22 protein-coding genes and 2 pseudogenes are annotated in these 25,220 nt (G+C 67.8%); 6 read left to right on the plus strand and 18 right to left on the minus strand.

What is annotated here, in order from left to right; genetic code table 11:
* The 6 genes and pseudogenes from dksA to dapF all read right to left on the minus strand — a co-directional run.
* Positions 1-394 (minus strand): RNA polymerase-binding protein DksA (dksA, locus tag ACYP33_RS05630; RefSeq protein ID WP_459620304.1); only part of this gene is annotated, 394 nt, incomplete at its 3' end.
* 566 nt (positions 395-960) lie between these two features.
* Positions 961-2,064 (minus strand): annotated as a pseudogene (locus tag ACYP33_RS05635) (CobW family GTP-binding protein); the annotation flags it as partial.
* A gap of 163 nt (positions 2,065-2,227) precedes the next feature.
* Complete coding sequence (locus ACYP33_RS05640; protein ID WP_459620306.1) at positions 2,228-3,484, minus strand: class I SAM-dependent rRNA methyltransferase; 1,257 nt, start codon at positions 3,482-3,484, stop codon at positions 2,228-2,230.
* A 176-nt stretch (positions 3,485-3,660) separates the two neighbouring features.
* The gene (gene xerC / locus ACYP33_RS05645) at positions 3,661-4,581 is read right to left on the minus strand and encodes a tyrosine recombinase XerC (protein WP_459620308.1); all 921 of its coding nucleotides are present in this window, start codon (positions 4,579-4,581) and stop codon (positions 3,661-3,663) included.
* An 11-nt stretch (positions 4,582-4,592) separates the two neighbouring features.
* On the minus strand, positions 4,593-5,303 hold the full coding sequence (locus tag ACYP33_RS05650) for a DUF484 family protein (protein ID WP_414443401.1): 711 nt from the start codon (positions 5,301-5,303) through the stop codon (positions 4,593-4,595).
* 70 nt (positions 5,304-5,373) lie between these two features.
* Positions 5,374-6,240 carry a diaminopimelate epimerase gene (dapF, locus tag ACYP33_RS05655; RefSeq protein WP_414450745.1) on the minus strand — a complete coding sequence of 289 codons (867 nt, stop codon included), beginning with the start codon at positions 6,238-6,240 and terminating at the stop codon, positions 5,374-5,376.
* 361 nt (positions 6,241-6,601) lie between these two features.
* Here dapF and ACYP33_RS05660 point away from each other — a divergent pair, with 361 nt between their 5' ends.
* A complete protein-coding gene (locus ACYP33_RS05660; RefSeq protein ID WP_459620311.1) occupies positions 6,602-6,904 on the plus strand; it encodes a HigA family addiction module antitoxin in 303 nt (100 codons plus the stop codon).
* A gap of 27 nt (positions 6,905-6,931) precedes the next feature.
* Here the strand turns inward: ACYP33_RS05660 and ACYP33_RS05665 are convergent, their stop codons facing one another.
* The 4 genes and pseudogenes from ACYP33_RS05665 to ACYP33_RS05680 all read right to left on the minus strand — a co-directional run.
* A complete protein-coding gene (locus ACYP33_RS05665) occupies positions 6,932-7,972 on the minus strand; it encodes a porin (RefSeq protein WP_414450747.1) in 1,041 nt (346 codons plus the stop codon).
* Positions 7,973-8,112: 140 nt separating this feature from the next.
* Positions 8,113-9,471: a C4-dicarboxylate transporter DctA gene (gene dctA / locus ACYP33_RS05670; protein WP_414450748.1), complete on the minus strand. Its 1,359-nt coding sequence runs from the start codon at positions 9,469-9,471 to the stop codon at positions 8,113-8,115.
* 91 nt (positions 9,472-9,562) lie between these two features.
* Entirely contained in the window at positions 9,563-10,486 is a 924-nt protein-coding gene (locus tag ACYP33_RS05675) for a substrate-binding domain-containing protein (protein ID WP_459620313.1), read from the minus strand.
* 37 nt (positions 10,487-10,523) lie between these two features.
* Positions 10,524-11,303: pseudogene (locus tag ACYP33_RS05680) on the minus strand (amidohydrolase family protein); the annotation flags it as partial.
* Between the two features lie 217 nt (positions 11,304-11,520).
* Here ACYP33_RS05680 and ACYP33_RS05685 point away from each other — a divergent pair.
* Complete coding sequence (locus tag ACYP33_RS05685) at positions 11,521-12,780, plus strand: LysR family transcriptional regulator (RefSeq protein ID WP_459620315.1); 1,260 nt, start codon at positions 11,521-11,523, stop codon at positions 12,778-12,780.
* On the opposite strand, the gene ACYP33_RS05690 is transcribed toward ACYP33_RS05685, so the two are convergent.
* Entirely contained in the window at positions 12,774-13,664 is an 891-nt protein-coding gene (locus ACYP33_RS05690) for a lipid A biosynthesis lauroyl acyltransferase (RefSeq protein ID WP_459620317.1), read from the minus strand. The two genes, ACYP33_RS05685 and ACYP33_RS05690, sit on opposite strands and share 7 nt — an antisense overlap.
* A gap of 261 nt (positions 13,665-13,925) precedes the next feature.
* On the opposite strand from ACYP33_RS05690, the gene metK reads away from it, so the two are divergent.
* Positions 13,926-15,116 carry a methionine adenosyltransferase gene (gene metK, locus ACYP33_RS05695; protein ID WP_414450751.1) on the plus strand — a complete coding sequence of 397 codons (1,191 nt, stop codon included), beginning with the start codon at positions 13,926-13,928 and terminating at the stop codon, positions 15,114-15,116.
* A gap of 274 nt (positions 15,117-15,390) precedes the next feature.
* Here metK and ACYP33_RS05700 read toward each other — a convergent pair whose 3' ends face one another.
* The gene (locus ACYP33_RS05700) at positions 15,391-15,750 is read right to left on the minus strand and encodes a hypothetical protein (RefSeq protein WP_414450752.1); all 360 of its coding nucleotides are present in this window, start codon (positions 15,748-15,750) and stop codon (positions 15,391-15,393) included.
* 343 nt (positions 15,751-16,093) lie between these two features.
* Here ACYP33_RS05700 and ACYP33_RS05705 point away from each other — a divergent pair, with 343 nt between their 5' ends.
* The gene (locus tag ACYP33_RS05705) at positions 16,094-16,864 is read left to right on the plus strand and encodes a phytanoyl-CoA dioxygenase family protein (RefSeq protein ID WP_414450753.1); all 771 of its coding nucleotides are present in this window, start codon (positions 16,094-16,096) and stop codon (positions 16,862-16,864) included.
* A 93-nt stretch (positions 16,865-16,957) separates the two neighbouring features.
* On the opposite strand, the gene ACYP33_RS05710 is transcribed toward ACYP33_RS05705, so the two are convergent.
* The 4 genes from ACYP33_RS05710 to ACYP33_RS05725 all read right to left on the minus strand — a co-directional run bounded on the left by ACYP33_RS05710 (position 16,958) and on the right by ACYP33_RS05725 (position 20,218).
* Positions 16,958-17,164 (minus strand): DUF3185 family protein, encoded by a 207-nt coding sequence (locus tag ACYP33_RS05710; protein ID WP_414443391.1) that lies wholly within the window; start codon positions 17,162-17,164, stop codon positions 16,958-16,960.
* 163 nt (positions 17,165-17,327) lie between these two features.
* On the minus strand, positions 17,328-17,516 hold the full coding sequence (locus ACYP33_RS05715; RefSeq protein WP_414445672.1) for a hypothetical protein: 189 nt from the start codon (positions 17,514-17,516) through the stop codon (positions 17,328-17,330).
* A gap of 139 nt (positions 17,517-17,655) precedes the next feature.
* The gene (locus ACYP33_RS05720; protein WP_459620320.1) at positions 17,656-18,573 is read right to left on the minus strand and encodes a DMT family transporter; all 918 of its coding nucleotides are present in this window, start codon (positions 18,571-18,573) and stop codon (positions 17,656-17,658) included.
* A 373-nt stretch (positions 18,574-18,946) separates the two neighbouring features.
* Complete coding sequence (locus ACYP33_RS05725) at positions 18,947-20,218, minus strand: MFS transporter (RefSeq protein ID WP_459620322.1); 1,272 nt, start codon at positions 20,216-20,218, stop codon at positions 18,947-18,949.
* 384 nt (positions 20,219-20,602) lie between these two features.
* Between ACYP33_RS05725 and ACYP33_RS05730 the strand changes: the two genes are divergently transcribed.
* Entirely contained in the window at positions 20,603-20,815 is a 213-nt protein-coding gene (locus ACYP33_RS05730; RefSeq protein WP_414443388.1) for a hypothetical protein, read from the plus strand.
* A 39-nt stretch (positions 20,816-20,854) separates the two neighbouring features.
* Positions 20,855-21,886, plus strand: coding sequence for a serine/threonine protein kinase (locus ACYP33_RS05735; protein WP_459620324.1), 1,032 nt, complete (start codon positions 20,855-20,857; stop codon positions 21,884-21,886).
* 65 nt (positions 21,887-21,951) lie between these two features.
* Here ACYP33_RS05735 and ACYP33_RS05740 read toward each other — a convergent pair whose 3' ends face one another.
* Positions 21,952-23,370 (minus strand): coniferyl aldehyde dehydrogenase, encoded by a 1,419-nt coding sequence (locus tag ACYP33_RS05740; protein ID WP_459620326.1) that lies wholly within the window; start codon positions 23,368-23,370, stop codon positions 21,952-21,954.
* Between the two features lie 41 nt (positions 23,371-23,411).
* The gene (locus ACYP33_RS05745) at positions 23,412-25,088 is read right to left on the minus strand and encodes an isovaleryl-CoA dehydrogenase (RefSeq protein WP_459620328.1); all 1,677 of its coding nucleotides are present in this window, start codon (positions 25,086-25,088) and stop codon (positions 23,412-23,414) included.
* Positions 25,089-25,220 lie beyond the last annotated feature (132 nt).

Genomic DNA, 25,220 nt, shown 5'->3' on the forward strand with positions numbered 1-25,220 from the left:
GCAGCTCGCGGCGCTCTTGCGCTTCGAGCGAGAGCGTGGCGGTCGGGCGGGCGATCAGGCGCGGGATGCCGATCGGCTCGCCGGTTTCCTCGCACCAGCCGTAATCGCCGGAATCCACGCGGGCCAGCGACTGCTGCACCTTCTTCAGCAGCTTGCGCTCGCGATCGCGCGTGCGCAGTTCGAGCGCGTGTTCTTCCTCGATCGTCGCGCGGTCGGCGGGATCGGGAACGATCACCGTTTCGCGCAGATTCTCGGTCGTCTGGCCTGCATTGCGGAGAATGTCCGCCTGCAACTGTTCGAGCCGATTTTTGAAGAATGCGAGCTGATCGGCATTCATGTAATCCTTGTCGCTCATCTTCAGGATTTCGGCTTCGGTCAAGAGTTTGTTCGTCATCTGCTTGCTTCTTCAATGTGCGGCAAATCGAGAGAGATTGCCCGCACTTTGGGATTACCCGCAACGGCCGTTGTCATGGTTTGCCAATCATTTGCCGTGTCGGGGCCGAAAGCCTCCGGTACCGGTTCGCTCAGGTACCTCCTGGTGCCGGCCCGCTTGCTGCGTCGCGTGTTCCGCTGCCCGCTCGAGGCCGGCCGGCGGTGGCGATGCCGGTGTTGCCCGATAAGTCATGCAAGAACCGGGCCTGATGCTGCCACGTCCAGTGGGCACGTATTGTAACTGAATCGCTCCGCAGTTCCGCATAGGGGGGATTCCGCGGTCGCGCCGCCCGGATATCCCAAAAATATAACCTGCGGAACGCGAAAAAGCGATGACGCGATCAAATCATGTGCCTGCCCTGTAAAAACGACAATGACGCGAACGTTCGGGCGCGTTGAAAGGCGAGGGAAAGGCGGCCGGCAATGGCAAGGCGGCAGCGGTGGAACGCGGAAGGGGGCGGGTGGGCTACGGCGGGAATTCAACTGCGCCGGCCGGCGCCGCAAGGGGGCCGGCCGGGTGCTCCTGCGTTACGCGAGGCAGGCGTCGAGGCCGTCGGTGATCAGGTCTTGCGGCAGGTCGATGCCGATGAACACCATCTTGCTGGTCTTCTTGTCGACCGGCAGCCACTTCGCGGCCAGATCGCTGCCCATCATCTGGTGCACGCCCTGGAACACCACCTTGCGATCCACGCCCTTCATGTACAGCACGCCCTTGTAGCGCAGCAGGCGCTCGCCGTAGATCTGCAGGATGCCACCGAGGAAATCCTCCAGCTTGTTCGGATCGAACGGGCGATCGTTGCGGTAGACGAACGACTTGATCTTGTCGTCGTGGTGCGCGTGATGGTGGTTCTGATGAGCGTGGCCGTGATCGTGATCGCAATGGCCGTGGTCATGATCGCAGTTCGCGTGATCGTGGCCATGGTCGTGACCGTGGTCATGACCATGATCGTGATGCGCGTGATCGTCTTCCACCAGGAAATCCGGATCGATCTCGAGCTTGGCGTTCAGGTTGAAGCCGCGCAGATCGAAGATTTCCTTGATGTCGGCTTCGCCGAAGTTCACCTGGCGGATCGCCGCGCGCGGGTTCATGTGCATCAGGCGGTGCTTGAGGCCGGCGAGCGTGGCCTCGTCGACCAGATCGGCCTTGGTGACGAACAGGCGATCGGCGAAGCCCACCTGGCGCTGCACCACTTCGTGCTCGTCGAGCTGTGCATTGGCGTGCTTGGCGTCGACCAGCGTGATGATCGCGTCGAGCAGGAAATCGTCGGCGATCTCGCTGTCGATGAAGAAGGTTTGCGCGACCGGGCCGGGGTTGGCCAGGCCGGTGGTTTCGATCACGACGCGGTCGAAATCGAGCTTGCCTTCGCGCTTGCGGGCGGCCAGATCGCCGAGCGCGCGCGCCAGATCGCCGCGGATCGTGCAGCAGATGCAGCCATTGCTCATCTGGATGATCTGCTCGTTGCTGTCCTGCACGAGGATTTCGTTGTCGATGTTCTCTTCGCCGAACTCGTTCTCGATCACGGCGATCTTCATGCCGTGCTGTTCGTTCAGGATGCGCTTGAGCAGCGTGGTCTTGCCGCTGCCGAGGAAGCCGGTAAGGATGGTGACGGGAGTGGCCATGTCGATCGCCTTGTTTGGGAAACGGGGTCAAAGCCGGGACGGCCCCGGCGCAATGCCATTGCGGCGCCGGCTTGCCGCCGCGCCTGCATAACCACTAATTGAAACATAGTTGTCAAGACCGCGCGCCTCGACCGTTCGGCCATATACGCGCGGCGGATTCCGCAGATCGGGGCGCTCAGGCGATTTGCAACAGCAGGCCCTTCAGGTATTCGCCTTCCGGGAACGCCGTCAGCAGCGGGTGATCGACGCCCGCGCCGAGCCGCTTGAGGATGCGCGCATCGACGCGTGCGTCCGCGGCCGCGCCGGCCACGATCTTCTGGAACAGATCCATGTCGATCGCGCCCGAGCACGAATAGGTAAACAGCAAGCCGCCCGGACGCAGCAGCCGGAAGCCGCTCAGGTTGATGTCCTTGTAGGCGCGCGCGGCGCGATCCACGTGCTCGCGCGCCGGCGCGAACTTCGGCGGATCGAGCACCACCACGTCGAAGCGCTCGCCTTCGTCGGCCAGGCGGCGCAGGGTCTTGAACGCGTCGGCGTCGAGCCAGGTGGCGCGCGCCGGGTCGAGGCCGTTGGCGGTGACGTTGCGCTGCGCCAGCGCCAGCGCGTCGCCCGACGAATCGATCGACACTACGCGGCGGGCGCCGCCGGCCAGCGCCGCGAGCGAGAAGCCGCCGGTGTAGCAGAAGCAGTTCAGCACGTCGCGCTCGCGCGACAGTTGACCGACCAGCGCGCGGTTGTCGCGCTGATCGACGTAGAAGCCGGTCTTGTGGCCGTTCGGCACGTCGACGTGATACCGCACGCCGTTCTCGCGCGCGATCAGCGTGGGCGGCGGCGCGTCGCCGGCCAGCACGCCGGTGATCTGCTCCAGCCCTTCCTTCTGACGAATCGACACATCCGAACGCTCATAGACGTTCGGGCAGCCGGTGGCGGCCGTCAGCGCGGCGACGATCGCCTCCTTCCAGGCCTCGACGCCGGCCGCCATGAACTGGCAGACCAACTGGCCGCGGCGCTCGGTGGCCGGCGCCGTGGCGTCGGGCGACTGGCCGAGCGGCAGCGCGTGCGGCAGGCCGTCGTCCACGTAATAGTCGACCACCAGGCCGGGCAGGCCGTCGGCCTCGCCGAACACCAGGCGCACCGCGTCGGTGCCGGTCACCATCGTCTGGCGATGCGCCACGGCGCGCTGGACGCGGCGCTTGAAGAACGCGTGGTCGATCGGCTCGGCTTCGTCGAAGCTCCAGACGCGCACGCGAATCTGCGAATGCGGGCTGTAGGCGCCGCGCGCGAGAAAGCGGCCGTCGTGGGAGCGCACGATGACGGTCGCGCCGGGCGCGGGCGCCTTGCCGTCCACGCGGTCGATCGCGTTGGCATAGATCCACGGATGGCGGCGCAGCAGGGATTTGTCTTTCGACGGTTTGAGCGTAACGGTTTGCATGTCGGTATCGATTCGGGCCGCGCGGGGCGCGGCGGTCAAGCAGGTGAAAACACGGGCGCGGGGCGCAAAACAGTGCAAAACGGGTGGGCGACGGGCGCAGGAACGGGTGCCGAACCCGCGCAAAACCGGCACACGGCCGGTGCGCCGGACTCGGCCCGCGCCGGCCGCCGGCCGCGTCAGTCGCGCTTCTTCGCGCGCGGGTGGGCGCTGTCGTAGATCTTCGCCAGATGCTGGAAGTCGAGCGAGGTATAGACCTGGGTGGCCGAAATGCTGGCGTGGCCCAGCAACTCCTGCACCGCGCGCAGGTCGCCGCTCGATTGCAGCACGTGAGTGGCGAACGAATGGCGCAGCACGTGCGGATGGACGTTGGCCGGAATGCCGGCGGTGAGCGCGGCGCGCTTGACGCGGTCGCGCACCACGCCGGGCGCCATCCGGTTGCCGCGCACCGACAGGAACAGCGGGTGCGGATCGGCGCGCACCCAGCCGTCGCGCAGCGCGAGCCAGGCGTCGAGCGCGTCGAGCGCCTTGCGGCCGACCGGCACCTTGCGCTCCTTGCCGCCCTTGCCGAGCACGGTGACTTCGGCCTCGGCGCGGTCGAGCCAGCCATCCGACCGGTAGCCGCCGCCCTGGGCGTAATGCACGTCGAGGCCGACCAGCTCGGCGAGCCGCAGCCCCGACGAATAGAACAGCTCGACGATCGCGCGGTCGCGCACGCCTTCGGGCGTGTCGGGGAACGGCGATTCCATCAGCGCGGCGGCGTCGTCCACCGACAGCGCCTTCGGCAAGGTCTTCGGGCGTTTCGGCGCGCGCACCGTGGCGACCGGGTTGGCCGGCATCTCGACGCGCAACGCATACCAGCGATAGAACGCGCGCCAGGCCGACAGCCGGTGCGCGATCGAGCGCGCCGACAGGCCGCCCGCATGGGCGCGCGCCACGGCGCCGCGCATGTCGGCGGCGCCCAGGCTCGCGAGCGGCCGGCCGTTCGCGAACGCGACGAGCGCGTCGAGTTCGTGCGCGTAGCCGCGCAGCGTGTGCTCCGACAACTGCCTGATGTGCTGCAGGTACGACAGGTAGGCGGCGATCGGATCGTCGGTCATGGCGATGCCGCTCAGTGCGGCAGCAGGCGCGTGAGCGCGGCGCTGGCGAGCGAGCCGATGCGGGCCAGGAAATCGGTGCCCATGCCGTCGTGGAAGCGGCGCGTGTCGGGCGAGCCGAGCACCAGCAGGCCGAACGCGTTGGCGTCGTGGTCGGCGCCGGGCGGGCGCAGCGGCACCAGCGCGATCGATTCGGGCGAGCCCGAGGCGGCAGCGGTGCCTTCCCCGCTCTCGGCCGAAGCCTCGACGGGCGCGAGCCACTGCGCGGCCTCGAAGCCGGTGTTGGCGCCGCAATACGGCGTGGTCAGGCTGTTGGCGAACAGGCGCACTTCCTCGCCGACGTGGCGCGCGAATTCGGCCTGCGAATAGGCGTCGGCGACATCCCAGATCCGCAGCGCCGTTTGCGGCACATCGAACACCTCGGCCAGGCCGCCGGCGATCGCGCGCGGCAGCGCGTGCGGGTCGCGCTCGGCGATCACGCGGGCGTTCCAGCGGTCGAACTTCGCGGCCAGGCCGTCGTTCTCGTGGCCGTAGCGCAGCAGTTCGGCCAGGCGCCGGTCGAGCAGCTTGTTCTTGTCGCGCAGCATCTCCATCTGCCGTTCCTGCAGGGAGATCGCGGCTCGGCCGTGCGGGCTCGCGAGCTTGACCGTCGCCAGCAGTTCGGCGTGCCGGGCGAAGAATTCGGGGTTGGCGAGCAGATAGTCGGCGACGTCGCGTTCGTTCATAAAGCGTTCGGTTCCGGTGCGCTGGGGTTCGGGAGCGGGGGGATCGGGGCGGTGGGCCGGGTCGGCGGGCTCAGACGGCCAGTTCGATCGCGCCGTCGAAGACGGTCACGGCGGGGCCGGCCATCGTCAACGGGGCGGTGTCGTCGCGGGCGCCGTCCCAACGGATCGTCAGGGTGCCGCCGTGCGTGTGGACGGCAACCGGCGAATCGAGCACGCCGCGCCGGATGCCGGCCGCGACGGCCGCGCAGGCGCCGGTGCCGCAGGCGAGCGTTTCGCCCGCGCCGCGCTCGAACACGCGCAGCTTCACTTCGCTGCGCGAGACGATCTGCATGAAGCCGGCGTTCACGCGCTGCGGGAAGCGCGCGTGGCGCTCGATCGCGGGGCCGTCGACCAGCACGGGGAACGCTTCGACATCGTCCACCAGTTGCACCGCGTGCGGATTGCCCATCGACACCGTGGAGATCCAGCGCGTCGCGCCGTTCACGTCGAGCGGGTAGAGCGTGTCCGCGCCCTCGCGGCGGGCGTCCAGCCCGGCCGCGTCGAACGGCACGCGGGCCGGCTCGAACACGGGCGTGCCCATGTCGACCACCACCTCGCCGTTCTCCTGCATGGTCAGCGTGATCACGCCGTGCTGCACCTGGACGCGCACCGTGCGCTTGTCGGTCAGGCCCTTGTCGCGCACGAACTTGAGGAAGCAGCGTGCGCCGTTGCCGCAATGCTCGACCTCGCCGCCGTCGCAATTGAAGATCCGGTACTTGAAATCGACGCCATCGAGGCTCGGCCGCTCGACCAGCAGCAGTTGATCGGCGCCGATGCCGAAATGGCGGTCGGCGAGCGCGCGCACGCGCGCCGGCGTGAGGCCGAGGTCGCCGGCGGTGCCGTCGAGCACGACGAAGTCGTTGCCGGCGCCTTGCATCTTGGTGAACGGAAGTTTCACGGTATTCCAGGGTTGCCTGTCGGACGGGGCTGGCGGGGCGCGATCGAGCCGGGCGGCGCGCCGGGGAGGCGCTGCGCCGGGTACGCCGCGCGCGCTGCGTCAGCCTGACCGTGAATGATACATGGACTGCCGGGCGGGAATGGGGGCGGGGTAGCGGGCTTCGGGGTGCGAATCAATGACGGGGGATTTCATCGGCAAGCCGGCCGGACGGCCAGCGAACGAGACACTATCGCGCAGGGTTATGAGATGGCGGTGCTTGCAGAATCGTTGTTTTCTTGGCGAGGATCTTCTGGAAGCTGAATGCCAATCGTGGCGTCGGCCGGCGATTTCACCTCGCGACTATCACTGAACCGCTACCCGAATGACACGCATGCTCAACCCCCCTCACCCCGGCGAAACCTTGCGCGACGACGTGTTGCCCGCACTGGGCCTGTCCGTCACCGAAGCCGCGGCGCAACTCGGCGTGACGCGCGCGGCGCTGTCGCGCGTGCTCAACGCCCGCGCCGCGATTTCCCCCGAAATGGCCCTGCGCATCGAAGGCTGGCTCGGCGTCGAGCGCGGCGGCCGCGCCGACCTCTGGCTGGCCGAGCAACTGGCCCACGACCTCGCGCAAGCGCGCGCCAAAGGCATGCCGAAGGTCGAGCGCGCCCCCCATCCGCAATGAAGGCCGCGCCCGCCCGTTGGCGCTACATCAGAACAGATGGTCGATGCCGATCGTCACGGCCGTCTGGCTCGGCACGCCGTTCGGGTTGAGCGTGCTGACCACCGAATGGCGATACGAGGTGTAGTCGGCTTCCGCGTACAGCGTGGTGCGCTTGGACAGCAGATACGCCAGCGAGACGATCGACAGGCCGCGCCGGCTCGCCTTGTCGGTCGACACCGTGGTCTGGTAATAGCCGCCGTAGAGCACCATCGTCGATTTGATGTTCCACGACAGGCCGCCGAAGGCGTTGTTGGTCACCTGGTGCGGCGCGCCCTGCGTTTGCAGATCCTCCGACATGAAGCCGCCCGACAGCTCGACCGGCCCGAGCCGGTAGCTGGCCCCGCCCATGTAGTAGGTGTCGCCCGCGTAGTTGGTGCCCGACAGCACGCTGCGGTGCCCGTACACCCCGCCGAGCGAGGCCGGCCCGAGTGTGTAGGTGAGGCCCACCGCGTGCGCCGCGCCGCTGGCGAAATTGCCGGCCACGCCGCCGAACGAGTTGTCCACCTCGAACAGCACGTTGCCGAAGTGGTTCTTGTACTTCACGTCGTTGTTGTTGCGCGTGCCGTCGGACGCCTGCGTCAGCGGCAGGATCGGCGTGAAGTGGAAGTGGAACGGATCGTAGTAGCTGATGATGTCGTGCGCGATCGTGTATTGCCGGCCGAAATCGAGCGAACCGTACTTCTTGTTGCCCAGGCCGACGAACGATTGCCGCTGGAACAGCGTGTTGGTGGTGTTGTCCAGCTGGCCGTTGCCGACGTTGAAGCCGCTTTCCAGCAGGAAGTGCGCATCCCAACCGCCGCCCAGATCCTCGCGGCCCCGGAAGTCGAGCTTGTTCGAACTGAAATAGCCGTTCGAATTCATCGTGTAGATCGTGCCGCCGCCCTTCGCCGCGTTGGTCTGATAGCGAATCCCGCCATCCACCGTGCCGTACAGCTGCACGCTCGACTGCGCGTGCGCCGGCAGCATCACCGTCAGCGCCGTGCTGGCCGACAGGCCCATCCCGAGGTGTCTCCAAACCCTTGTCTTCACCGTGTGTCTCCGTGTTGTCACGCCCCATCGGTGCGCCGCGACGCGACACCGCATTATTATTCGCAGGGCTAATTAATTGCGCAGCGTATCGGGCTGCGTTTGCTGCACCGACGCCCGCCTGGGCGCCGGTTCGTGCGAGGTCAGTGGCCGGCGTGGCCGCCTTCGGCCCGGTCGAGCCGCGCGAGCGGCGCGGCGTCGGGCTGGAATCCGGCTTTCAGTTCACGCCGCAGCGCGGTGCGGTCGAGCGCTTTCTCCCAGTTCGCCACCACGATCGTCGCGACGCTGTTGCCGACGATGTTGGTGAACACGAAACCGCTCGACATCGCCTTGTGGATGCCGAGGATCAACGCGATCGATTCGACGGGAATCGTGTTCGAGGCGGCCAGCGTGGCGGCGAGCACCGCGATCGCGGCGCCGGACACGCCGGCCGCGCCCTTCGAGGTCAGCAGCAGCACCAGCAGCAGCACGAGTTGGTCGTGCCAGCTCATCGGCGTGTTGGTGGCCTGCGCGAGAAACACGGCGGCGGCCGCGAAATACAGGCAGGTGCCGTCGTGGTTGAACGTGTAGGCGGTCGGCAGCACGAGGCCCACGACCGATTTTTCGCAGCCGAGCCGTTCGAGCTTGTCGATCAGTTGCGGGAACACCGTTTCCGACGAGCTGGTGCCGATCACCAGCAGCAGTTCCGCGCCGATGTAGCGCATCAGGCGCAGCAGGCTGAAGCCGTTCAGCTTCGCGATCGGCCAGAGGATCAGCACCAGGAACAGCGCGCAGGTCAGGTAGAACTCCAGCACCAGCTTGCCGAGCGACAGCAGCGTGCCGAAGCCGAACTTGCTGACGGTGAATGCGATCGCACCGAACGCGGCGAGCGGCGCGACCTTCATGGTCAGGCCGATGATCCAGAACAGCGAGCCGGCCGCCGAATCGATCAGGTCGAGCGCGGGCTTGGCGCGCTCGCCGATCGCCGCCAGGCCGAACGCGAACAGCACCGAGAAGAACAGCACCTGCAGCACGTCGCCGTTGGCGAACGCGCTGATCGCCGTGTGCGGGATCACGTTGAGCAGGAATTCGCTGGTGGTCACGACGTGGTGCGCCTTCGCCACGTAGGCGTCCACGGCCGACGAATGCACGCTGTGGATGTCCACGTTCATGCCCACGCCCGGCTTCAGCACGTTGATCACCACCAGCCCGAGCACCAGCGCGAGCGACGTGACCACCTCGAAATAGAACAGCGCCTTGATCGCCACCCGCCCGACCTTGCCGAAATCCTTCACGCCGGCAATGCCGCTGCACACCGTGCAGAAGATGATCGGGCCGATCAGCATCTGGATCACGCGGATGAACGCGTCGCCGAGCGGCTGCAGGTTGATGCCGAACTTCGGGAACACGTAGCCCGTGGCAACGCCGAGCGCCATGCCGGCGATGACCTGGAACGACAGGTCGCGGTAGAACGGGCGGCGCCGGCGGGGCGCGGTGGCGGTGGACTTGCCGGGCAAGCTCATGGTGTCTCCTGGTGGTGCGGCGGCGAACTGGGGCTCGCTCGACATGCGAAAAGCGTGATACCGATGCGGGTACGAAGCGGCGCGGCGCGGGTCAGCGCGCCGTGTCGCCGAGGATCGCGTAGCTGTCGGCGAAGATCTCGTCGACGCTCAGCGTGCGCGGCAGCAACTGCTGCGCCTCGCAGGCCGCGATCGTTTCCTGCAGCGGGCCGCGCAGCGCCTCGTAGCCTGCCAGAAGCTTGTCCGGCTTGCCGGCGTTGGTGCCGCCATTCGCGGCGGCGGCGGCCGCCTTGCCTTCGCACAGCAGCTTATACACCGCGCGAATGGCCTCCGGATGCGCCTCGGCCGCGGCCTGCGTGACCGTCACCACATGGTTGATCGGCACGAAACGGTGTTGCGCGTACCAGGCCTGATCGGCGGCGGCGGCGTCGGGAATCAGCGGCGCGAAATCGGGATCGTCGGGCAGATCGTTGCCGAAGATCGCCGCGTCCAGCTCGCCCGCGTGCAGCATCGCCAGCATCTTCTGGTCGGCGGCAGCGCGGCGCACGAACGGCGGCTCGCGGTATTCCTCCAGGTGCGCGCCCTCGAACGTGACCCATTCGATCTGTTCGAGCGGCACGCCGTAGGTGCCGGCGAGGATCGCCCGCACCCACATGCCGGTGGTCTGCGTGTAGGCGCGCACGCCCACCTTCTTGCCGGCCAGGCGGCTCACGTCGAGTTCGCCGTGGCGGCGGTTGTAGATGATGCAGCCTTGCTGGAACCGCGCGGCGATCACGAACGGCAGCAGCACCAGCGGCTTGCCGTAGGCCTTCGCCTGCAAATAGGTGGCGATCGCCAGTTCGCTGACGTCGTAGACCTGGCGGCGCGCCATCGGCGCGAACGCGCGGTGGATCGGCTCGACGTCGTCGAACACGAGGTCGACGGCCGGGTCGCTCAACGCACCGGTTTTCAGCGGTTGCGTGTGCGGGTAGGTTTTCAGCGCGGTGATCAGGCGCGGGGCGGGCGAGGTGCGGGTCATCGTCGGATTCCGGAATGCATGAGTTTCGGGCTCGCGCTCAGCGCGACAGCGCCGGGTAGACGGTCAGCGCCGTGCCGCCGAAGATCGCCTCGCGCGCCGGCGCGGGCAGCATCGCGAGGCTGTCGCGCGCATCGGCCAGCAGTTGCGGCAGCGAACCCTCGGCGGCCGGGAAGTTCGAGCCCCAGGCAATGCGGTCGGCGCCGAACGCGTCGAGCACGCGCGGGAAGAATTCGCCCGGCGTCGATGCGCCGCGCGAGGCCTCGGCGATGGTGCGGTTGGTCAGCTTCAGGTATACGCCGCGATGTTCGGCCAGGCTGAACAGCGGCGCGGCCGCTTCGTACGGGGCGCCGCCGGCCAGGTCCGGACGCGCCAGATGATCGAGCAGCACGCGGATCTCCGGGAAGCGCGCCAGCATGTTCAGCAGCGCCGGAATGCCCTGCGCCGTCATCTGCAGGCAGATCGACACGCCGTGGCGCTGCGCGTAATCCCACACCGGGAACGAGCGCTCGTCGTCGAGCCAGCCGGCCTGGCCCGGCATGGTGCTGCCGGTGGTGAACAGCCGCAGGCCCGACAGGCCGGCGTCGAGCCAGCGCTGCAGTTGCGAGACGGCGTCGGCCGCGAGCACGTCGATCGAGAACACGCCGGCGAAGCGGTCCGGGTGCGCACGCACCGCGTCGACCACATAACTATTGTCGTTGCCGTACACCGTCGATGCCTGCACCACGACCGCGCGGTCGATACCGGCCGCATCCATCGATTCGAGCAGGCCGGCGTAGGTGACCGGGCGCTTGGCCGACCACTCGGATTGATGGCCGCCGACCGGTGCGAGCGGATAGCGTTGATTATCCGGAGAAATGGCGTGGGTATGGGTATCGATGACGACGGACATGTCCGGTCTCCTGATTGAAATCGGTGTGGAACGAATGGCTGCCACTGTAAGGCGGATGGCGTCGCGGGCCGCAATATGTAGTGAGGCCTGGCACATAAATTTTGGTTAAGCTAGGGGTTTCCACAGAGACGACCCAGGGGGACGGATGGCGATTCGCGACGACGATCCGCACGACGACGACCTGTCGCGACTGCGGCGGCTGTTCCTGTTCGACGCGGTGTGCGAGGCGGGCGGCATCGGCCAGGCCGCGGCGCGGGCCGGACGCACGCAGCCGGCCGTCAGCCTGGCGATCGCCAAGCTGGAAGCCAGTTTCGGTGGCCAGTTGTTCGTGCGCGGTTTCGGCGGCAGCGAGCTGACGGCCGACGGCGCGATCCTGCAGCGGCGCGTGCGGCGCATGCTCGACCAGATCGAGGGCGGCATCGCGGCGCTGGTGGGTGAGGCCACGGCAAGCAAGGCCGGCACGGCTGGCGCGGCCCATGCGGCGAACCTGTGCCGCCACCTGACCGACGCGCAGGTGCGCTGCCACATCGCGATTTCCGAAGCCGGTTCGGCGGCCGAGGCGGCCCAGCGGCTCGGCATCTCTCAGCCGGCCGTGCATCGCGCGGCGCGGCAACTGGAGGAGACGGTCGGCGTGTCGCTCTACCGGCGCCGCGTGCACAGCGTGGCGGCGAATCCGGCCGGCATCGAATTCGCGCGCCGCCTCAGCGTGGCGCTGGTCGAGATCGCCCAGGCGCGCGAGGATCTGGCCGCCGCGCGCGGCCAGCTCACCGGCAAGCTGGCGATCGGCCTGCTGCCGATGTTGCCGCCCCGCCGCGTCGCGCGGGCGATCCAGCGCTTGCGTGCGCGCTATCCGGCGGCGCGCGTGACGGTCGACGAAGGCTCGTACGAGCGCCTGTCGCGGGAATTGCAGAACGGCGCGCTCGACGTGATCGTCGGCGCGCTGCGCGAGCCGCGCGTGACGGGGCTGCTCGGCGAAACCGAGTTGTTCGCCGATCCGTACGTGATCGCGGTGCGCAAGGGCCACCGGCTGGCGCGGCGCAAGCGGGTGGCCACGCGTGACCTGGCGGCGTACGAGTGGGTGGTGCCCCAGCGCAACGTGCCGCGCCGCACCGTGATCGATGCGCTGCTCGCGCAACTGACGGTGAAGCCGCCGCTGGTGGTCGAGACGAGCTCGCTGGCGATGATGGTGGCGATGCTGGCGGAGAGCGATTGCATCACGCTGCTGCCGCGCTCGCAGATCGACGAGGCGTTTCCGGGCAGCGAGATGGCCGCGCTGGAGCTGGAAGCCCCGGAGGCGCGGCGCGTGGTGGGCTATACGCTGCGCGCCGACTGGCTCGGCACGGCGGTGCAGCAGGCGTTTCTCGGCTACCTGCGCGACGAGTGCGCCGCGCGCGTCGCTCAATAAAAGCCGGGCTGGCCTTCGGGGCGCGTCTTGAAGCGCTTGTGGACCCAGTAATACTGCTCGGGCATCAGCAGGATCTGCTCTTCGAGGAAGGCATTCATGCGGCGCGCATCGAGATCGTCGTTGCCGGTGGGGTAGTTCTCCCACGGCTTGAATACGCGCAGCCGGTAGCCCTTGTAGTTCGGCAGCACCTCGCCGATGAACGGCACCAGTTGAGCGCGGCCCGTCATGGCCAGGCGGCCGACGGCGGTCAGCGTGCAGGTGGGAATGCCGAAGAACGGCACGAACGTGGAGTTGCGCAGTCCGTAATCCATGTCGGCGCCGAGCATGACCGGCTTGCGGTCGCGCAGCCAGCGCAGCACGATGCGCGCGCTGTCGGCGCGGCCGGCCATTTCGGCGTCGAAGCGGCTGCGCGCGCGCTTGGCCTCCGCTTCGATCACCGGGTTGGAAAATGGTTGGTACAACGAACCGCAGGTGCGTTGCAACTCATGATTGATCCAGACCGAGCCCGCCTCGATGCCGACGAAATGAAAGCCAAGCAGCAGCGTGGGCGGCATGTCCGGATCGGTCAGATCGATCGCGCTGTCCACCTCGATCAGCTTGGCGAGCTTCTTCTCGGAGCCGAACCATTGCACGCTGCGCTCGACGTAGCTGCGGATCGCATGACGGAAATGCTTGCCGGCGATTTCCTCGCGCCGCGCGTCGCTCCATTCAGGAAAGCAAAGTTTCAAATTCGTATGTACGATGCGTTTTCGCCTGCTCGGAATGCGATAGAGCAGCCAGCCGAGGCCGTCGCCGAAGCGCGCCGTCACGCCGTAAGGCAGTACTGCGAACAGCTTCAGCACAAGCAGTGCGAGCCGGGTGGCGAGGCGCCCTAGCATGCGCATGCTCCATGCGCTTGCGCGGCAGGCGGGAAAGGATGGGAATTCTGAAGGATCGTGAGGGCCGGCACGTCGGGGCTCTTGCGTGACTGATGAATAAAGTCGCTATAATACGGGCTTCGCCGAGTTAACTGACAACTTGCGGGGCGAAGCCGGCAGGGCCAAAGCGCTCATCCGGATCAAGAAATCCGCTAAAGCGTCGCCGCTTCAATCGCTTCCGAAGCTGGCTACGTGAATGCAACCGTAACCACACAGGAGCTGACTCAAGTGGCAAACGACTTCTTCTTCACGTCCGAATCCGTATCCGAAGGTCATCCGGACAAGGTCGCCGATCAAATTTCCGACGCTATCCTCGACGCGATCCTCACGCAGGATAAATACTCGCGCGTGGCCGCCGAAACGCTGTGCAATACCGGTCTCGTCGTGCTGGCGGGTGAAATCACCACCACCGCCAACATCGACTACATCCAGATCGCGCGCGACACCATCCGTCGCATCGGCTACGACAACACCGATTTCGGCATCGACTACAAGGGCTGCGCGGTGCTGGTCGCCTACGACAAGCAATCGCCGGACATCGCGCAAGGCGTCGATCGCGCGCACGACAACAACCTCGATCAGGGCGCGGGCGACCAGGGCCTGATGTTCGGTTACGCGTGCGACGAAACGCCGGAACTGATGCCGCTGCCGATCTACCTGTCGCACCGTCTGGTCGAGCGCCAGGCCAACCTGCGCCGCGACGGCCGCCTGCCGTGGCTGCGTCCCGACGCGAAGTCGCAGGTCACCGTCCGCTACGTCGACGGCAAGCCGCATGCGATCGACACCGTGGTGCTGTCCACCCAGCATTCGCCGGACATCGACCTGCCGCAACTGCGCGAAGCCGTGATCGAGGAGATCATCAAGCCGACGCTGCCGGCCGAGCTGATCAAGGGCGACATCAAGTTCCTCGTGAACCCCACCGGCCGTTTCGTGATCGGTGGCCCGCAAGGCGATTGCGGCCTGACCGGCCGCAAGATCATCGTCGATACCTACGGCGGCGCAGCCCCGCACGGTGGCGGCGCGTTCTCGGGCAAGGATCCGTCGAAGGTCGACCGTTCGGCCGCCTATGCGGGCCGTTACGTCGCCAAGAACATCGTTGCCGCGGGCCTGGCCTCGCGCGCGCTGATCCAGGTGTCGTACGCAATCGGCGTGGCCGAGCCGACCTCGGTGATGGTCAACACGTTCGGCACGGGCAAGGTGTCCGACGACGTCATCACGAAGCTCGTGCGCGAGCATTTCGACCTGCGTCCGAAGGGCATCGTGCAGATGCTCGACCTGCTGCGTCCGATCTACGAAAAGACGGCCGCCTACGGCCACTTCGGCCGCTCGGAGCCGGAATTCACGTGGGAAGCGACCGACAAGGCGCTGATCCTCGCCGAGGCAGCCGGCGTCGAGCCGGCCGTGGCGCAAACGGCGTAAGCCGCGCCACGCTGGCCGCGCGCTTCGGCGCGCAAAGAAAACCCCGGTCCAGGCCGGGGTTTTTTGTTGCTGCGGGGATGGGCTGCGTGTCGTCGGCGCGGCGGGAGGCTTTACCGAAGCATGGCCGGATCGCGCGATACGCTCGATTCGGGCCGCCTGAGCGCTGGCGTGTCGATGCGGATGGCAGACGCTGAAGCGGCCGACCAGGCTACCGCAGCCGAGCATGCCGCCGAAGGCCCCGCGTACCCGCCTCAAGCCGGCGGGCGACTTCGCTTCAGCGCGCGCCGAACGCGAACCAGCCTGCGCTGGCCAGCAGGCGACGCGGGCGGTTGACGCGGCGGCGCGGCCCGTTCGCGCGGCGCAGCGTCAGCAGGCGCAGCGACGATGGCTTGCGCAGCAGCGCCGGCAGGCCGAGGCGGCGCGTCTTGGCGTGGGCGCGCATCGCGGCCAGGAAGTTGTGCAGCCACGTGCGCAGGCCGCTGCCGAGGCGCGGCGCGGACGGCGTGACCGCGCGGCTGGCCAGGGCACGCGTGCGCGCCTGATGGTGGCGCAGCGTGCGGACGATCCGGCGCGGCTCGAGCGGCGCAAGACGCTTGGCGGCGCGGGTCAGACGGGAGGTGAGGCTGAAAGACATGACGATGTGACTTGGCTCGTAAAGGGCCGGATCGGTGACCGCTTCGGGTGGCCGGATTCCGACGCCTGAGTAAAAGTGGCCCCTGGCGACCTACCGCTGCATGGTAGCGGATGCCAAAAAAGACCGCGCCAGTCGAAATGACAGGCCGCGACAGGCTACCGGCGCTCCGTGACGCCAGGAAGTCGTGCAGGCCCGATGCCGTTCGCGGGGTTAGTCCGTGCGGGCGGCACGACAGTTCCGAGGCACCCGTGAAAAAAGGGCCGGGCGTTGCCCGGGCCCGGGTTCCGCCGAATCGTGCGCCGTCATACAATCATCGATTCATCAAAACGACACCGAGTCGACCATGTCTTCACAGCAGTCCGAGATGATTCGCGCGCAGATCGCAGCATTGCGCGAGCACGGTTACGTGATCGCCCGCGGGCTGGTCGCGCCGGAAACCTGCGCGGCGCTGAAGGCCGAGGCCGAGCGCGAGTTGCACGAGGCGGCCGAGCCGCTCGAATTCGAGGCCGACCTGCGTTATCCGGGCGCGCCCGAATCGAAGGATGCGCCGGGCGGCAAGACGGTGCGCCGTCTGCTCGACGCGCACGGCCGTTCGCCGGCGTTCGCCGAGCGTGCCACCGCACCCGAGATCGCCGCCTGGATGCAGGCGTATTTCGGCGAGACGGCACTGCTCTCGCGCGTGCATCACAACTGCATGATGACCAAGCATCCGATGTACGGCAGCCTGACCGGCTGGCATCGCGATTTTCGTTATTGGGCGTTCGAGCGGGCCGATCTGGTGTCGGTCTGGCTCGCGGTGGGCGCCGAAACCAACGAGAACGGCGCGCTCTGGCTCGTGCCCGGCTCGCATACGGCCACGTTCGGCGCCGAGGCGTTCGACGACGCGAAGTTCTTCCGTGGCGACCTGCCGGCCAACCGGGCCATGATCGATCGTGCCGTGTGCCCCGAACTGCAACCGGGCGACGTGGTGTTCTTCCACTGCAATACGCTGCATTCGGCCGGGCAGAACCGCAGCGATCGCGTGAAGTTCTCGCTCGTCTACACCTATCACGGCGAGAGCAACCGGCCGGTGGCCGGGTCGCGCTCGGCGTCGAAGCCGGATGTCAGGCTGTGAGGTGACGTGCAGCGCGTGCGTCGCGCATCGATAAAAAAAGCAGCCCGAATCGGCTGCTTTTTTCATGGTGCGGCGCTGGGTGGGGCGGCGCGTTCAGCGTTTGCCGCCCGGCATCGCCAGGCCGATCAGCCCGGCCAGCGTCGCCACGGCGCCGCCCGCGACGAGCAGGATCGTCTTGGTGGCCGGCGAGCCGGTGAACAGGCGCGACAGGCTGTCGTTGAACGAATGGAAGGACTGGCCGCCGAAATACAGCAGCACGAGGCCGCCGACAATCAAGGCAACCGAGATCGCTCGGGTCATGGATTTCCTCGCAGGAACGCATCGTCAGGACGCCGCAGTGTAGCGGCACCGGGATGCGCACGTCCATGTCCGGCCCGGCGTGACGGCCGCGAGAGCGAAGCGGGAAAGCCACGGCGCGCCGCGAGGGCCGCGCGCCGTGCATGCGCGATGATCCGCTGCCGCGCTAGATCAGCGCGGGCAAGCCCTCCACGAGCAGCAACGCGACGCCCACGCCGAGCATCGCGCCAATCACGCGCAGCAGGTTGTGCCGGACGTGATGCGTGCCGCAGGGAACCGCGCCAAGGAACAGTGCGCCGGCAAGCGCCATCGGAATCAGAAGAATGAAATCGCCTACGGTGAAGTAGCCCATGATTGTCTCCCTCCTCGATCGAATCCGCTCATCGTGATGCGGGCGGTTGATTCGAGTATAGGCAAGGAAAACTCACATTTCGCATTCCAGATTGTTACCGATTCGGGGAAAGACTTCCCGGCGCACAGGTACGCGCGCCGCCCTATCGTTCGCTTTCCGAAATATTACCGATGGCTTTCTTGTTCGGCATCGCTCGATCGGGCGCATGGCGGAACACCAGCACCAGGCCGGCCAGGATCGCGGCCATTCCGGCGATTTCGAGCCGGCCCGGCAGGTTGCCGAAACCGATCGCATCCATCAGCGTGGTGACCACCGGCACGAGGTAGAACAGGCTCGTCACGTTGACGGCGTCGCCGTCGCGCATCAACCGGTAGAACAGCATCTGCCCGGCCACCGAGATCACGATGCCGAGCCACAACACTGCGACGACGAACGGCCAGCCGGCCTCGAATGCGAGCGCGCCGGCCGGCGCGAACGGCACGCAGGCGAGGCTCATCGCGAGGCCCACGGCGTTCTGCATCGCCAGGCCGTCGGCGGGCGCGACGCCGCTGTGCTTTTGCAGCAGCGCGCCGGCGGTGATCGTGACGAGCGCCGCCAGCGCGATCGCCACGCCGGCCAGCGAGACGCCGCCGCCGTCGAGGCCGTGCCAGACCACCAGCGCCAGCCCGGTCAGCGCGAGCAGCAGGCCGGCCAGGCGCGGCGCGGACCAGCGCCGCTCCACCAGCGCCAGCGTCAGGATCGGCTGCGCGCCGAGCAGCGTGGCCAGCATGCCGGGCGTGATGCCGTGCTGGAGCGCGAACAGGTACGTGATCGAATAGCCACCCATCAGCGTGCCGATCAGGGCCGTGATGCGGCGCCCGCCGCACGGCGGCAACCATCGGCCGCGTCGGCCGGCGATGGCCGCCAGCGCGAGCGAGGCCACTGCGAAACGTGCGATCAGGAAGGCCAGCGCCGAGGCATGGCGCACGCCGAGTTCGGCGAAGATGGCGCCGCTGCTCCAGAGCAGGACGAACGAAGAAGTGGTGAAGTGCGCGACGAACGCGCGTTGCAGAAAACGCATGGGAGATCCCGTGTCGATCGGAGTCGGCGACGGTCGCGCACGTGCCTGCGCCGCGCGAAGCGCGAGCGTGGGAAACGGGCGGAACCGGTGAGTGAAACGTGCCGGCGCGGGTCAGCCGCGCCGGGCCGCGCGAAGCGGCGGGGGCGCGCCGAGGCGCGGCGGATCGACAGGGGGAGGGGGCGCGGCTTGCGCACGCACGAGCCGCCGCGCCAGAGGCGGCAGGCAATCGATGACGTGGACGGGCGCGTGAGGCCGCATGTTTCGGAAACCGTAGTAAATCGGACGAATCGCTACGTTAGCGCAGCGCGCGGTGCGCCGCAAGCGTGGCGCGTGCCGGCGGGCGGCGTTGCGCACCGCTTGCCGCGCAACCCGATCAGGCCGCCCCGGCGCGTTCGCGCGTGCGCAGCCAGATCGAGGCAAGCAGGCCGAGCGCCAGCAGCGCGCCCACCAGCGTGGTCACGCCGGCCCAGCCCGAGCCGCTCCAGGCATGCCCGCCGAGCGAGCCCATCACGCTGGAGCCGATGTAGTACGACAGCAGATACAGCGCGGCGGCCTGCCCCTTGCCTTCCTTGGCGAGCCGTCCGACCCAGCCGCTCGCCACCGAATGGCCCGCGAAGAAGCCGAACGTGACGCAGGCGATGCCGGCCGCGATGGCCGCCACCGGCGCGAGCAACGTGAGCGCGACGCCTAGCGCCATCATCACGATGCTGCCGATCAGCACGCGCCCGCGCCCGACCGAATCGGCCATGCGCCCCGACCACGGCGACGCGAACACCCCCACCAGATACACGACGAAGATCGCGCCGATGGTGGCCTGATTCATCGAATACGGCGGCGCCAGCAGCCGGTAGCCGATGTAGTTGTAGAGCGTGACGAAGCTGCCCATCAGCACGAACGCCATCAGGAACAGCGCGGGCAACTCGCGGCGGCCCGTCAGGTGCCGCGCGAGCGCGCTGCGATGATGCGCGAGGCCCAGCCCGCGGCGCGGCGTGAAGTGCTGCGACGGCGGCAGCAGCGCGCGGAACGCGAGCATCGAGGCGAGGCCGAGCACGCCGATGCCGGCCACCGCGATGCGCCAGCCGAACAGCTCGGCCAGCACGCCGGTGATCACGCGCCCGGCCATTCCGCCGATCGCGGTGCCGCCCACGTACAAGCCCATCGCCAGCCCGAGGCCGTCGGGATGCACTTCCTCGGCGAGATAGGCCATCGCCACCGCCGGCACGCCGCCGAGCGCGAGGCCCGTCAGCGCGCGCAGCACCAGCAGTTGATGCCAATGCGGCACGAACGCGGCGGCCAAAGTCAGCAGCGAGGAGAGCGTCAGCGACAGCGTCATGAGCCGGTGCCGGCTCAAGGTCTCGGACACGAAGCCCGCCACGAAAATCGCCAGCGCGAGCGCGGCCGTTGCGAACGACAGCGAGAGGCTGCTCTGCGCGGGGCTGACGTCGAACGTCGTCGAGAACTCGGGCAGCAGCGGCTGCACGTAGTAGAGCAGCGAGAAGGTGGTGTAGCCGGCGAACAGCAGCGCGATGCTCGCGTGCCAGTAGCCGCGCGTGCCGCGCTCGAGATAGGGCGGCACGGAAGGGGGCGGGGCGGCCTGCGCGGAGCGGCTGGCGGCCGGCTCCGGCGACCCGGGCGAAGCGGTCACGCTGATTCTCCAGACAACGAACAAACCGCAACGATACGCCGGTTGCCGCGATTGCGCCCCCACGAGAAGCGGTTGCGCGTGCATGCAGCGGCGTTCGTGTTGCAAACAACGTCACGCAATAGGCATGTTTTTGTGTTCTGCTGACCGTCACGATAGTCGGGTTATGATGATGCACGCCGGTCTGTTTTCCGGTGCGGCCGGTCAAGCCCCGCGTTTCGGGGCGCCGCGGCCGGATCGCGGCAAGCGCCGTGACGTGATTGGGCATCGACGCAATTCCATCGAAGTGCGAATCGATTGACAACGGAGTCGTGTTTTCGCCCTTGGGCGGCGCATTCCAGTATTCGCGGCCGGCACACCGGCCGGTTTTAGAAGCGGGGAAACATCATGCATGTCGGTTCGATTGTCTGCACTACGCATATCGCCGTTCCGAAGGGGGCACGTGGCATCGTCCAGCGCCTTCTCGGAGACATGGCGATGGTGACCTGGTACGCGGGCGTGCCGGGCGATTCGAAGGAACTGAACACCGAACCCTTCTTTCTCGAGGACCTGATCGATACCGGCGAATCGGTGTTGCCCGCGGGCGCGGCGATTCACTGAGATCTCGTCAAGCGCTGCCGCGCGGGGCACAATGCCGGCATGCACGACGACTCCATCGAACCCACCCCGGCCGGCGCCAGCGCCGGCCTTCCTTTTGCGGGCCTCACGCCCGAGCGCGTGCTCGATGCGCTCGACAGCGTGCTGATGCCCGCCGGCCTGCGCACCGACGGCCGCCTGCTCGCGCTCAACAGCTACGAGAACCGCGTCTATCAGGTCGGCATCGAAGACAGCCCGCCGATCGTCGCGAAGTTCTACCGCCCGCAACGCTGGTCCGACGCGGCGATTCTCGAAGAACACGCGTTCGTGGCCGAACTGGCCGCGCGCGAAATTCCGGCCGTGCCGGCGCGCACGCTCGACGGCCACACGCTGCACGCGTTCGAGGGTTTTCGTTTCTCGGTGTTCGACCGTCGCGGCGGGCGCGCGCCCGAACTCGACCGGCGCGACACGCTCGAATGGCTCGGCCGCTTCATCGGCCGGATTCATGCGGTGGGCGCGACCGAGTCGTATCGCGAGCGGCCCACGCTCGATATCCGCAGCTTCGGCTACGAGCCGCGCGATTACCTGCTCGCGCAGGACATGATTCCCGCCGAGTTGCGCGCGGCCTACGAAACGGTGGTCTCGCTGGCGCTCGAAGGCGTCGAGGCCGCGTTCGAGCGGGCCGGCGACGTGCGCCTGCTGCGCGCGCATGGCGATTGCCATCCGAGCAACGTGCTGTGGACCGATGCCGGCCCGCACTTCGTCGATTTCGACGACAGTCGCATGGCGCCCGCGATCCAGGATCTCTGGCTGCTGCTGCCCGGTGATCGCGCCGGCGCATCGGCGGCGCTGGCCGACCTGCTGGCCGGCTATGAGGATTTCTGCGAATTCGATCCGCGCGAACTGCATCTGGTCGAGGCGCTGCGCACGCTGCGGCTGATCCACTATTCGGCATGGATCGCGCGGCGCTGGGACGATCCGGCGTTCCCCGCCGCGTTCCCGTGGTTCAACACACATCGCTACTGGGAAGAGCGCGTGCTCGAACTGCGCGAGCAGATCGGCACGATGCAGGAAGGGCCGCTCTGGCCCGTCTGATTCCGCACGCCAGGGCAGGTCGTTGCGCATGCAACGGTCCTGCCCGCCACATCTGAATACCCCACTCAGAACTTCAACATCAACTTGATCAGCCCTGCGAAGCGTTTGCCGTAGGGCGGCGAGAGCAGGTTGCGCGCGTTCAGGCGCGATTGCGTCAGCACCGGCTTCATCTTCGAGAACGTCACGAAGCCGTCGTAGCCGTGATACGCGCCCATCCCGCTCGCGCCCACGCCGCCGAACGGCAGCGTGCCGCAGGCGATATGCATCAGCGTCTCGTTGATCGACACGCCGCCCGAGATCGTGTGTTGCATGACGCGCTCGATGCTCGCGCGCGATTCCTCGAACAGATACAACGCGAGCGGCCGCGGCCGCGCGTTGATATAGGCGATCGCCTGATCGAGCGTGTCGTACGGCACGATCGGCAGCAGCGGCCCGAAAATTTCCTCCTGCATCAGCGGCGACGCATCGGGCGTGCCGGTGATCGCGATCGGCGCGAAGCGGCGCATGGCCGGATCGGCGCTCGCATCGGTCAGCGGGTGCAGTGTCGCGCCGGCGGCCTGCGCCTCGGTGGCGAGCCGGTCGAGCCGCGCGAAATGCCGCTCGGAGATGATCGAGGTGTAATCGGCGTTGCGGGTGAAATCCGGATACAGCTTCGCGACGCGCGCTCGCGCCCGCGCGATGAATGCTTCCTCCTTGCCGCGCGGCACCAGCACGTAGTCGGGCGCGATGCAGGTCTGGCCCGCGTTCAACGTCTTGCCGGCGACGATCGCATCGACGGCATTGTCGAAGCGCGCGCCCGGCCCGACGATGGCCGGCGACTTGCCGCCCAGTTCGAGCGTGACCGGCGTCAGGTGATCGGCAGCGGCGCGCATCACATGGCGGCCGACCTGCGTGGAGCCGGTAAACAGCAGATGATCGAACGGCAGCCGGCTGAACGCCGCGCCGATCTCCGCATCGCCGTTGACCACGGCCACGTGATCGCGCGAGAACGTCTTCGAAATCAGGACTTCGAACAATTCGGAGGTGCGCGGCGTCAGTTCGGACATCTTCACGATTGCGCGGTTGCCGGCCGCGAGCGCGCAGATCAACGGCCCGGCCGCGAGCAGCACCGGGTAATTCCACGGCACCACGATGCCGATCACGCCGAGCGGCTGCGGGATCACCGTGGCGCGCGCCGGCATCAGCCACTTGTTCATCGGCTTGCGGCGCGCGCGCATCCAGCGCTTGCCGTGGCGCAGCGCTTCGTCGAGTTCTTCCTTCGCCATCCAGATTTCGGAGAGCAGCACTTCCTGCTTGGCGCGGTGGCCGAAATCGGCGTTGATCGCCTCGGCCAGCGCGTCGGCGTGGTCGATCAGCATCGTGCGCAACGCGCGCAAATGCCCCGCGCGCGCGTCCCACGACGGATACGGTGCGCGCAGATAGGCGGCGCGCTGGTCGTGCAGCAACGCGTCGAGCGTGGCGAGGCCGGGCAGGTCGTTCTTCATCGTCTCCTCCTGTTCTTGGCTGGCGGGATGGCGGCCGAACCTCAGGCCGGGAATGCGCGCTCGATCAGCGCGGCGTGGTCGAAACGGGCGGGCAGCGTGCCGTAGACGCGCCCCGATTCGTGGCTCGCCGCGCCGAAGCGCGTGGCCTCGAACGCATCGGCCACGGCCTCGGGCGCATGGCGGTGCAGCAGCGCGGCCTGGGCGATCAACGCGATGCGCTGCGCGATGCGGCGCGCGGATGCTTCGCGTTCGTCGGGCGGCAGCGCGAACGCGCGCGTCAGTTCGTCGAGGGCGCGCAGCGCATCGGGATGCGCGGCCAGATCGGCGCGCCAGGCGCTGATCAGCGCGGCGGCCGCGTCGGGCTCGCGTTCGATCGCGCGCAGCACATCGAGGCACATCACGTTGCCCGAGCCTTCCCAGATCGAGTTGACGGGCGCCTCGCGATAAAAGCGCGCCATCGGGCCGGTTTCGACATAACCGTTGCCGCCCCACACCTCCATCGCCTCGCCGGTGAATTCGAGCGCGCGCTTGCAGACCCAGAACTTCGCGGCCGGCGTGACGATGCGACGCCAGCCGCGCGCCTCCGCCGATTGGCCATCGTCGTGCTCGACCGCATCGGCAAGCTGCATGAACAGCGTGCTGGCCGCTTCCGATTCGATCGCGAGATCGGCCAGCACGTTGCGCATCAACGGCTGCTCGGCGAGGCGCTTGCCGAACGCGCTGCGATGGCGCGCATGGTGGATCGCCTGCACGAGCGCGGCGCGCATCAGCGCGGCGCTGCCGATCACGCAATCGAGCCGGGTGAGGTTCGCCATCTCGATGATGGTCGGCACGCCGCGGCCTTCCTCGCCGATCATCACGCCGTAGGCATCGAGGAATTCCACTTCGCTGCTCGCGTTCGAGCGGTTGCCGAGCTTGTCCTTCAGGCGCTGCACCTGCACGGCGTTCTTGCGGCCGTCGGGCGTGAAACGGGGCACGTAGAAGCACGAGATGCCGGCGTGGTCGCCGGTGCGCGCGAGCACCAGGTGCGCGTCGCATTGCGGCGCGGAAAAGAACCACTTGTGACCGACCAGCCGATACGGCTCGCCGCGCCCGCCCGCGCCGAGCGGCCAGGCGCGCGTCTCGTTGCTTCGCACGTCGGAGCCGCCCTGCTTCTCGGTCATGCCCATGCCGATCATCATCGAGCGCTTGTGCGCGAGCGGCACGTCGCGCGGGTCGTGCTCGCGCGCGTAGAGCTTGTCGCGCAGCGTGTCGAACAGGGCCGGTTCCTTTTGCAGCACGGGGATGCTCGCGAACGTCATGGTCAGCGGGCACAGCGAGCCGGATTCGAGCTGCGCATGCAGGAAATAGCTGGCGCAGCGCGCGGCCATCGCCCCCGTGCGCGGTTCGGCGAACGGCAGCGCATGCGCACCCTCGGCGCGTAGCAGTCCCAACAATTGGTGCCAGCTTGGATGGAATTCGAGTGCGTCGATGCGTTCGCCGCGTGCGTCGTGCGTGGCGAGTTCAGGCGTGTGGCGATTGGCGAGTTCGGCGAGCGCGAGCGTGTCGGGCGTGGTGAGCGTGGCGCCGTGTTGCGCGAGCGCCGTTCGATGCCAGCCCGCGCCGTGCCGTTGCACGGCGGCCGCGAGCACGGCGTCGGTTTCAAACGCGTTGTAATCGGCGAGCGGCGGCGCCTGATTCGTGACTCGATGCGTGGCCGTCAGAACCTGCTGATCCATTCCTCTGTCTCCCATTTCGCGGGAGGCGGCTGCATCGAACCGCGCTCCGTCGCGCGAGGCGAATCCGGCCATCTTAAGGCGGGACGCGGCCGGCGTTTAGAGGAATCGCTCTTGATTCGATGCGCCGCGCCG

This window comes from Burkholderia sp. 3C (genome assembly GCF_054589155.1).

Excerpts from the sequence above, each read along its gene's own strand:
- ACYP33_RS05710 (WP_414443391.1), bottom strand. The coding sequence starts at position 17,164 with ATGACCCGAGCGATCTCGGTTGCCTTGATTGTCGGCGGCCTCGTGCTG.
- xerC (WP_459620308.1), bottom strand. The coding sequence starts at position 4,581 with ATGACCGACGATCCGATCGCCGCCTACCTGTCGTACCTGCAGCACATC.
- ACYP33_RS05735 (WP_459620324.1), top strand. The coding sequence starts at position 20,855 with ATGCACGACGACTCCATCGAACCCACCCCGGCCGGCGCCAGCGCCGGC.
- ACYP33_RS05650 (WP_414443401.1), bottom strand. The coding sequence starts at position 5,303 with ATGAACGAACGCGACGTCGCCGACTATCTGCTCGCCAACCCCGAATTC.
- ACYP33_RS05730 (WP_414443388.1), top strand. The coding sequence starts at position 20,603 with ATGCATGTCGGTTCGATTGTCTGCACTACGCATATCGCCGTTCCGAAG.
- ACYP33_RS05720 (WP_459620320.1), bottom strand. The coding sequence starts at position 18,573 with ATGCGTTTTCTGCAACGCGCGTTCGTCGCGCACTTCACCACTTCTTCG.
- ACYP33_RS05675 (WP_459620313.1), bottom strand. The coding sequence starts at position 10,486 with ATGACCCGCACCTCGCCCGCCCCGCGCCTGATCACCGCGCTGAAAACC.
- ACYP33_RS05745 (WP_459620328.1), bottom strand. The coding sequence starts at position 25,088 with ATGGATCAGCAGGTTCTGACGGCCACGCATCGAGTCACGAATCAGGCG.
- ACYP33_RS05660 (WP_459620311.1), top strand. The coding sequence starts at position 6,602 with ATGACACGCATGCTCAACCCCCCTCACCCCGGCGAAACCTTGCGCGAC.
- ACYP33_RS05640 (WP_459620306.1), bottom strand. The coding sequence starts at position 3,484 with ATGCAAACCGTTACGCTCAAACCGTCGAAAGACAAATCCCTGCTGCGC.
- ACYP33_RS05685 (WP_459620315.1), top strand. The coding sequence starts at position 11,521 with ATGGCGATTCGCGACGACGATCCGCACGACGACGACCTGTCGCGACTG.
- ACYP33_RS05690 (WP_459620317.1), bottom strand. The coding sequence starts at position 13,664 with ATGCGCATGCTAGGGCGCCTCGCCACCCGGCTCGCACTGCTTGTGCTG.
- ACYP33_RS05700 (WP_414450752.1), bottom strand. The coding sequence starts at position 15,750 with ATGTCTTTCAGCCTCACCTCCCGTCTGACCCGCGCCGCCAAGCGTCTT.
- dctA (WP_414450748.1), bottom strand. The coding sequence starts at position 9,471 with ATGAGCTTGCCCGGCAAGTCCACCGCCACCGCGCCCCGCCGGCGCCGC.
- ACYP33_RS05740 (WP_459620326.1), bottom strand. The coding sequence starts at position 23,370 with ATGAAGAACGACCTGCCCGGCCTCGCCACGCTCGACGCGTTGCTGCAC.
- ACYP33_RS05705 (WP_414450753.1), top strand. The coding sequence starts at position 16,094 with ATGTCTTCACAGCAGTCCGAGATGATTCGCGCGCAGATCGCAGCATTG.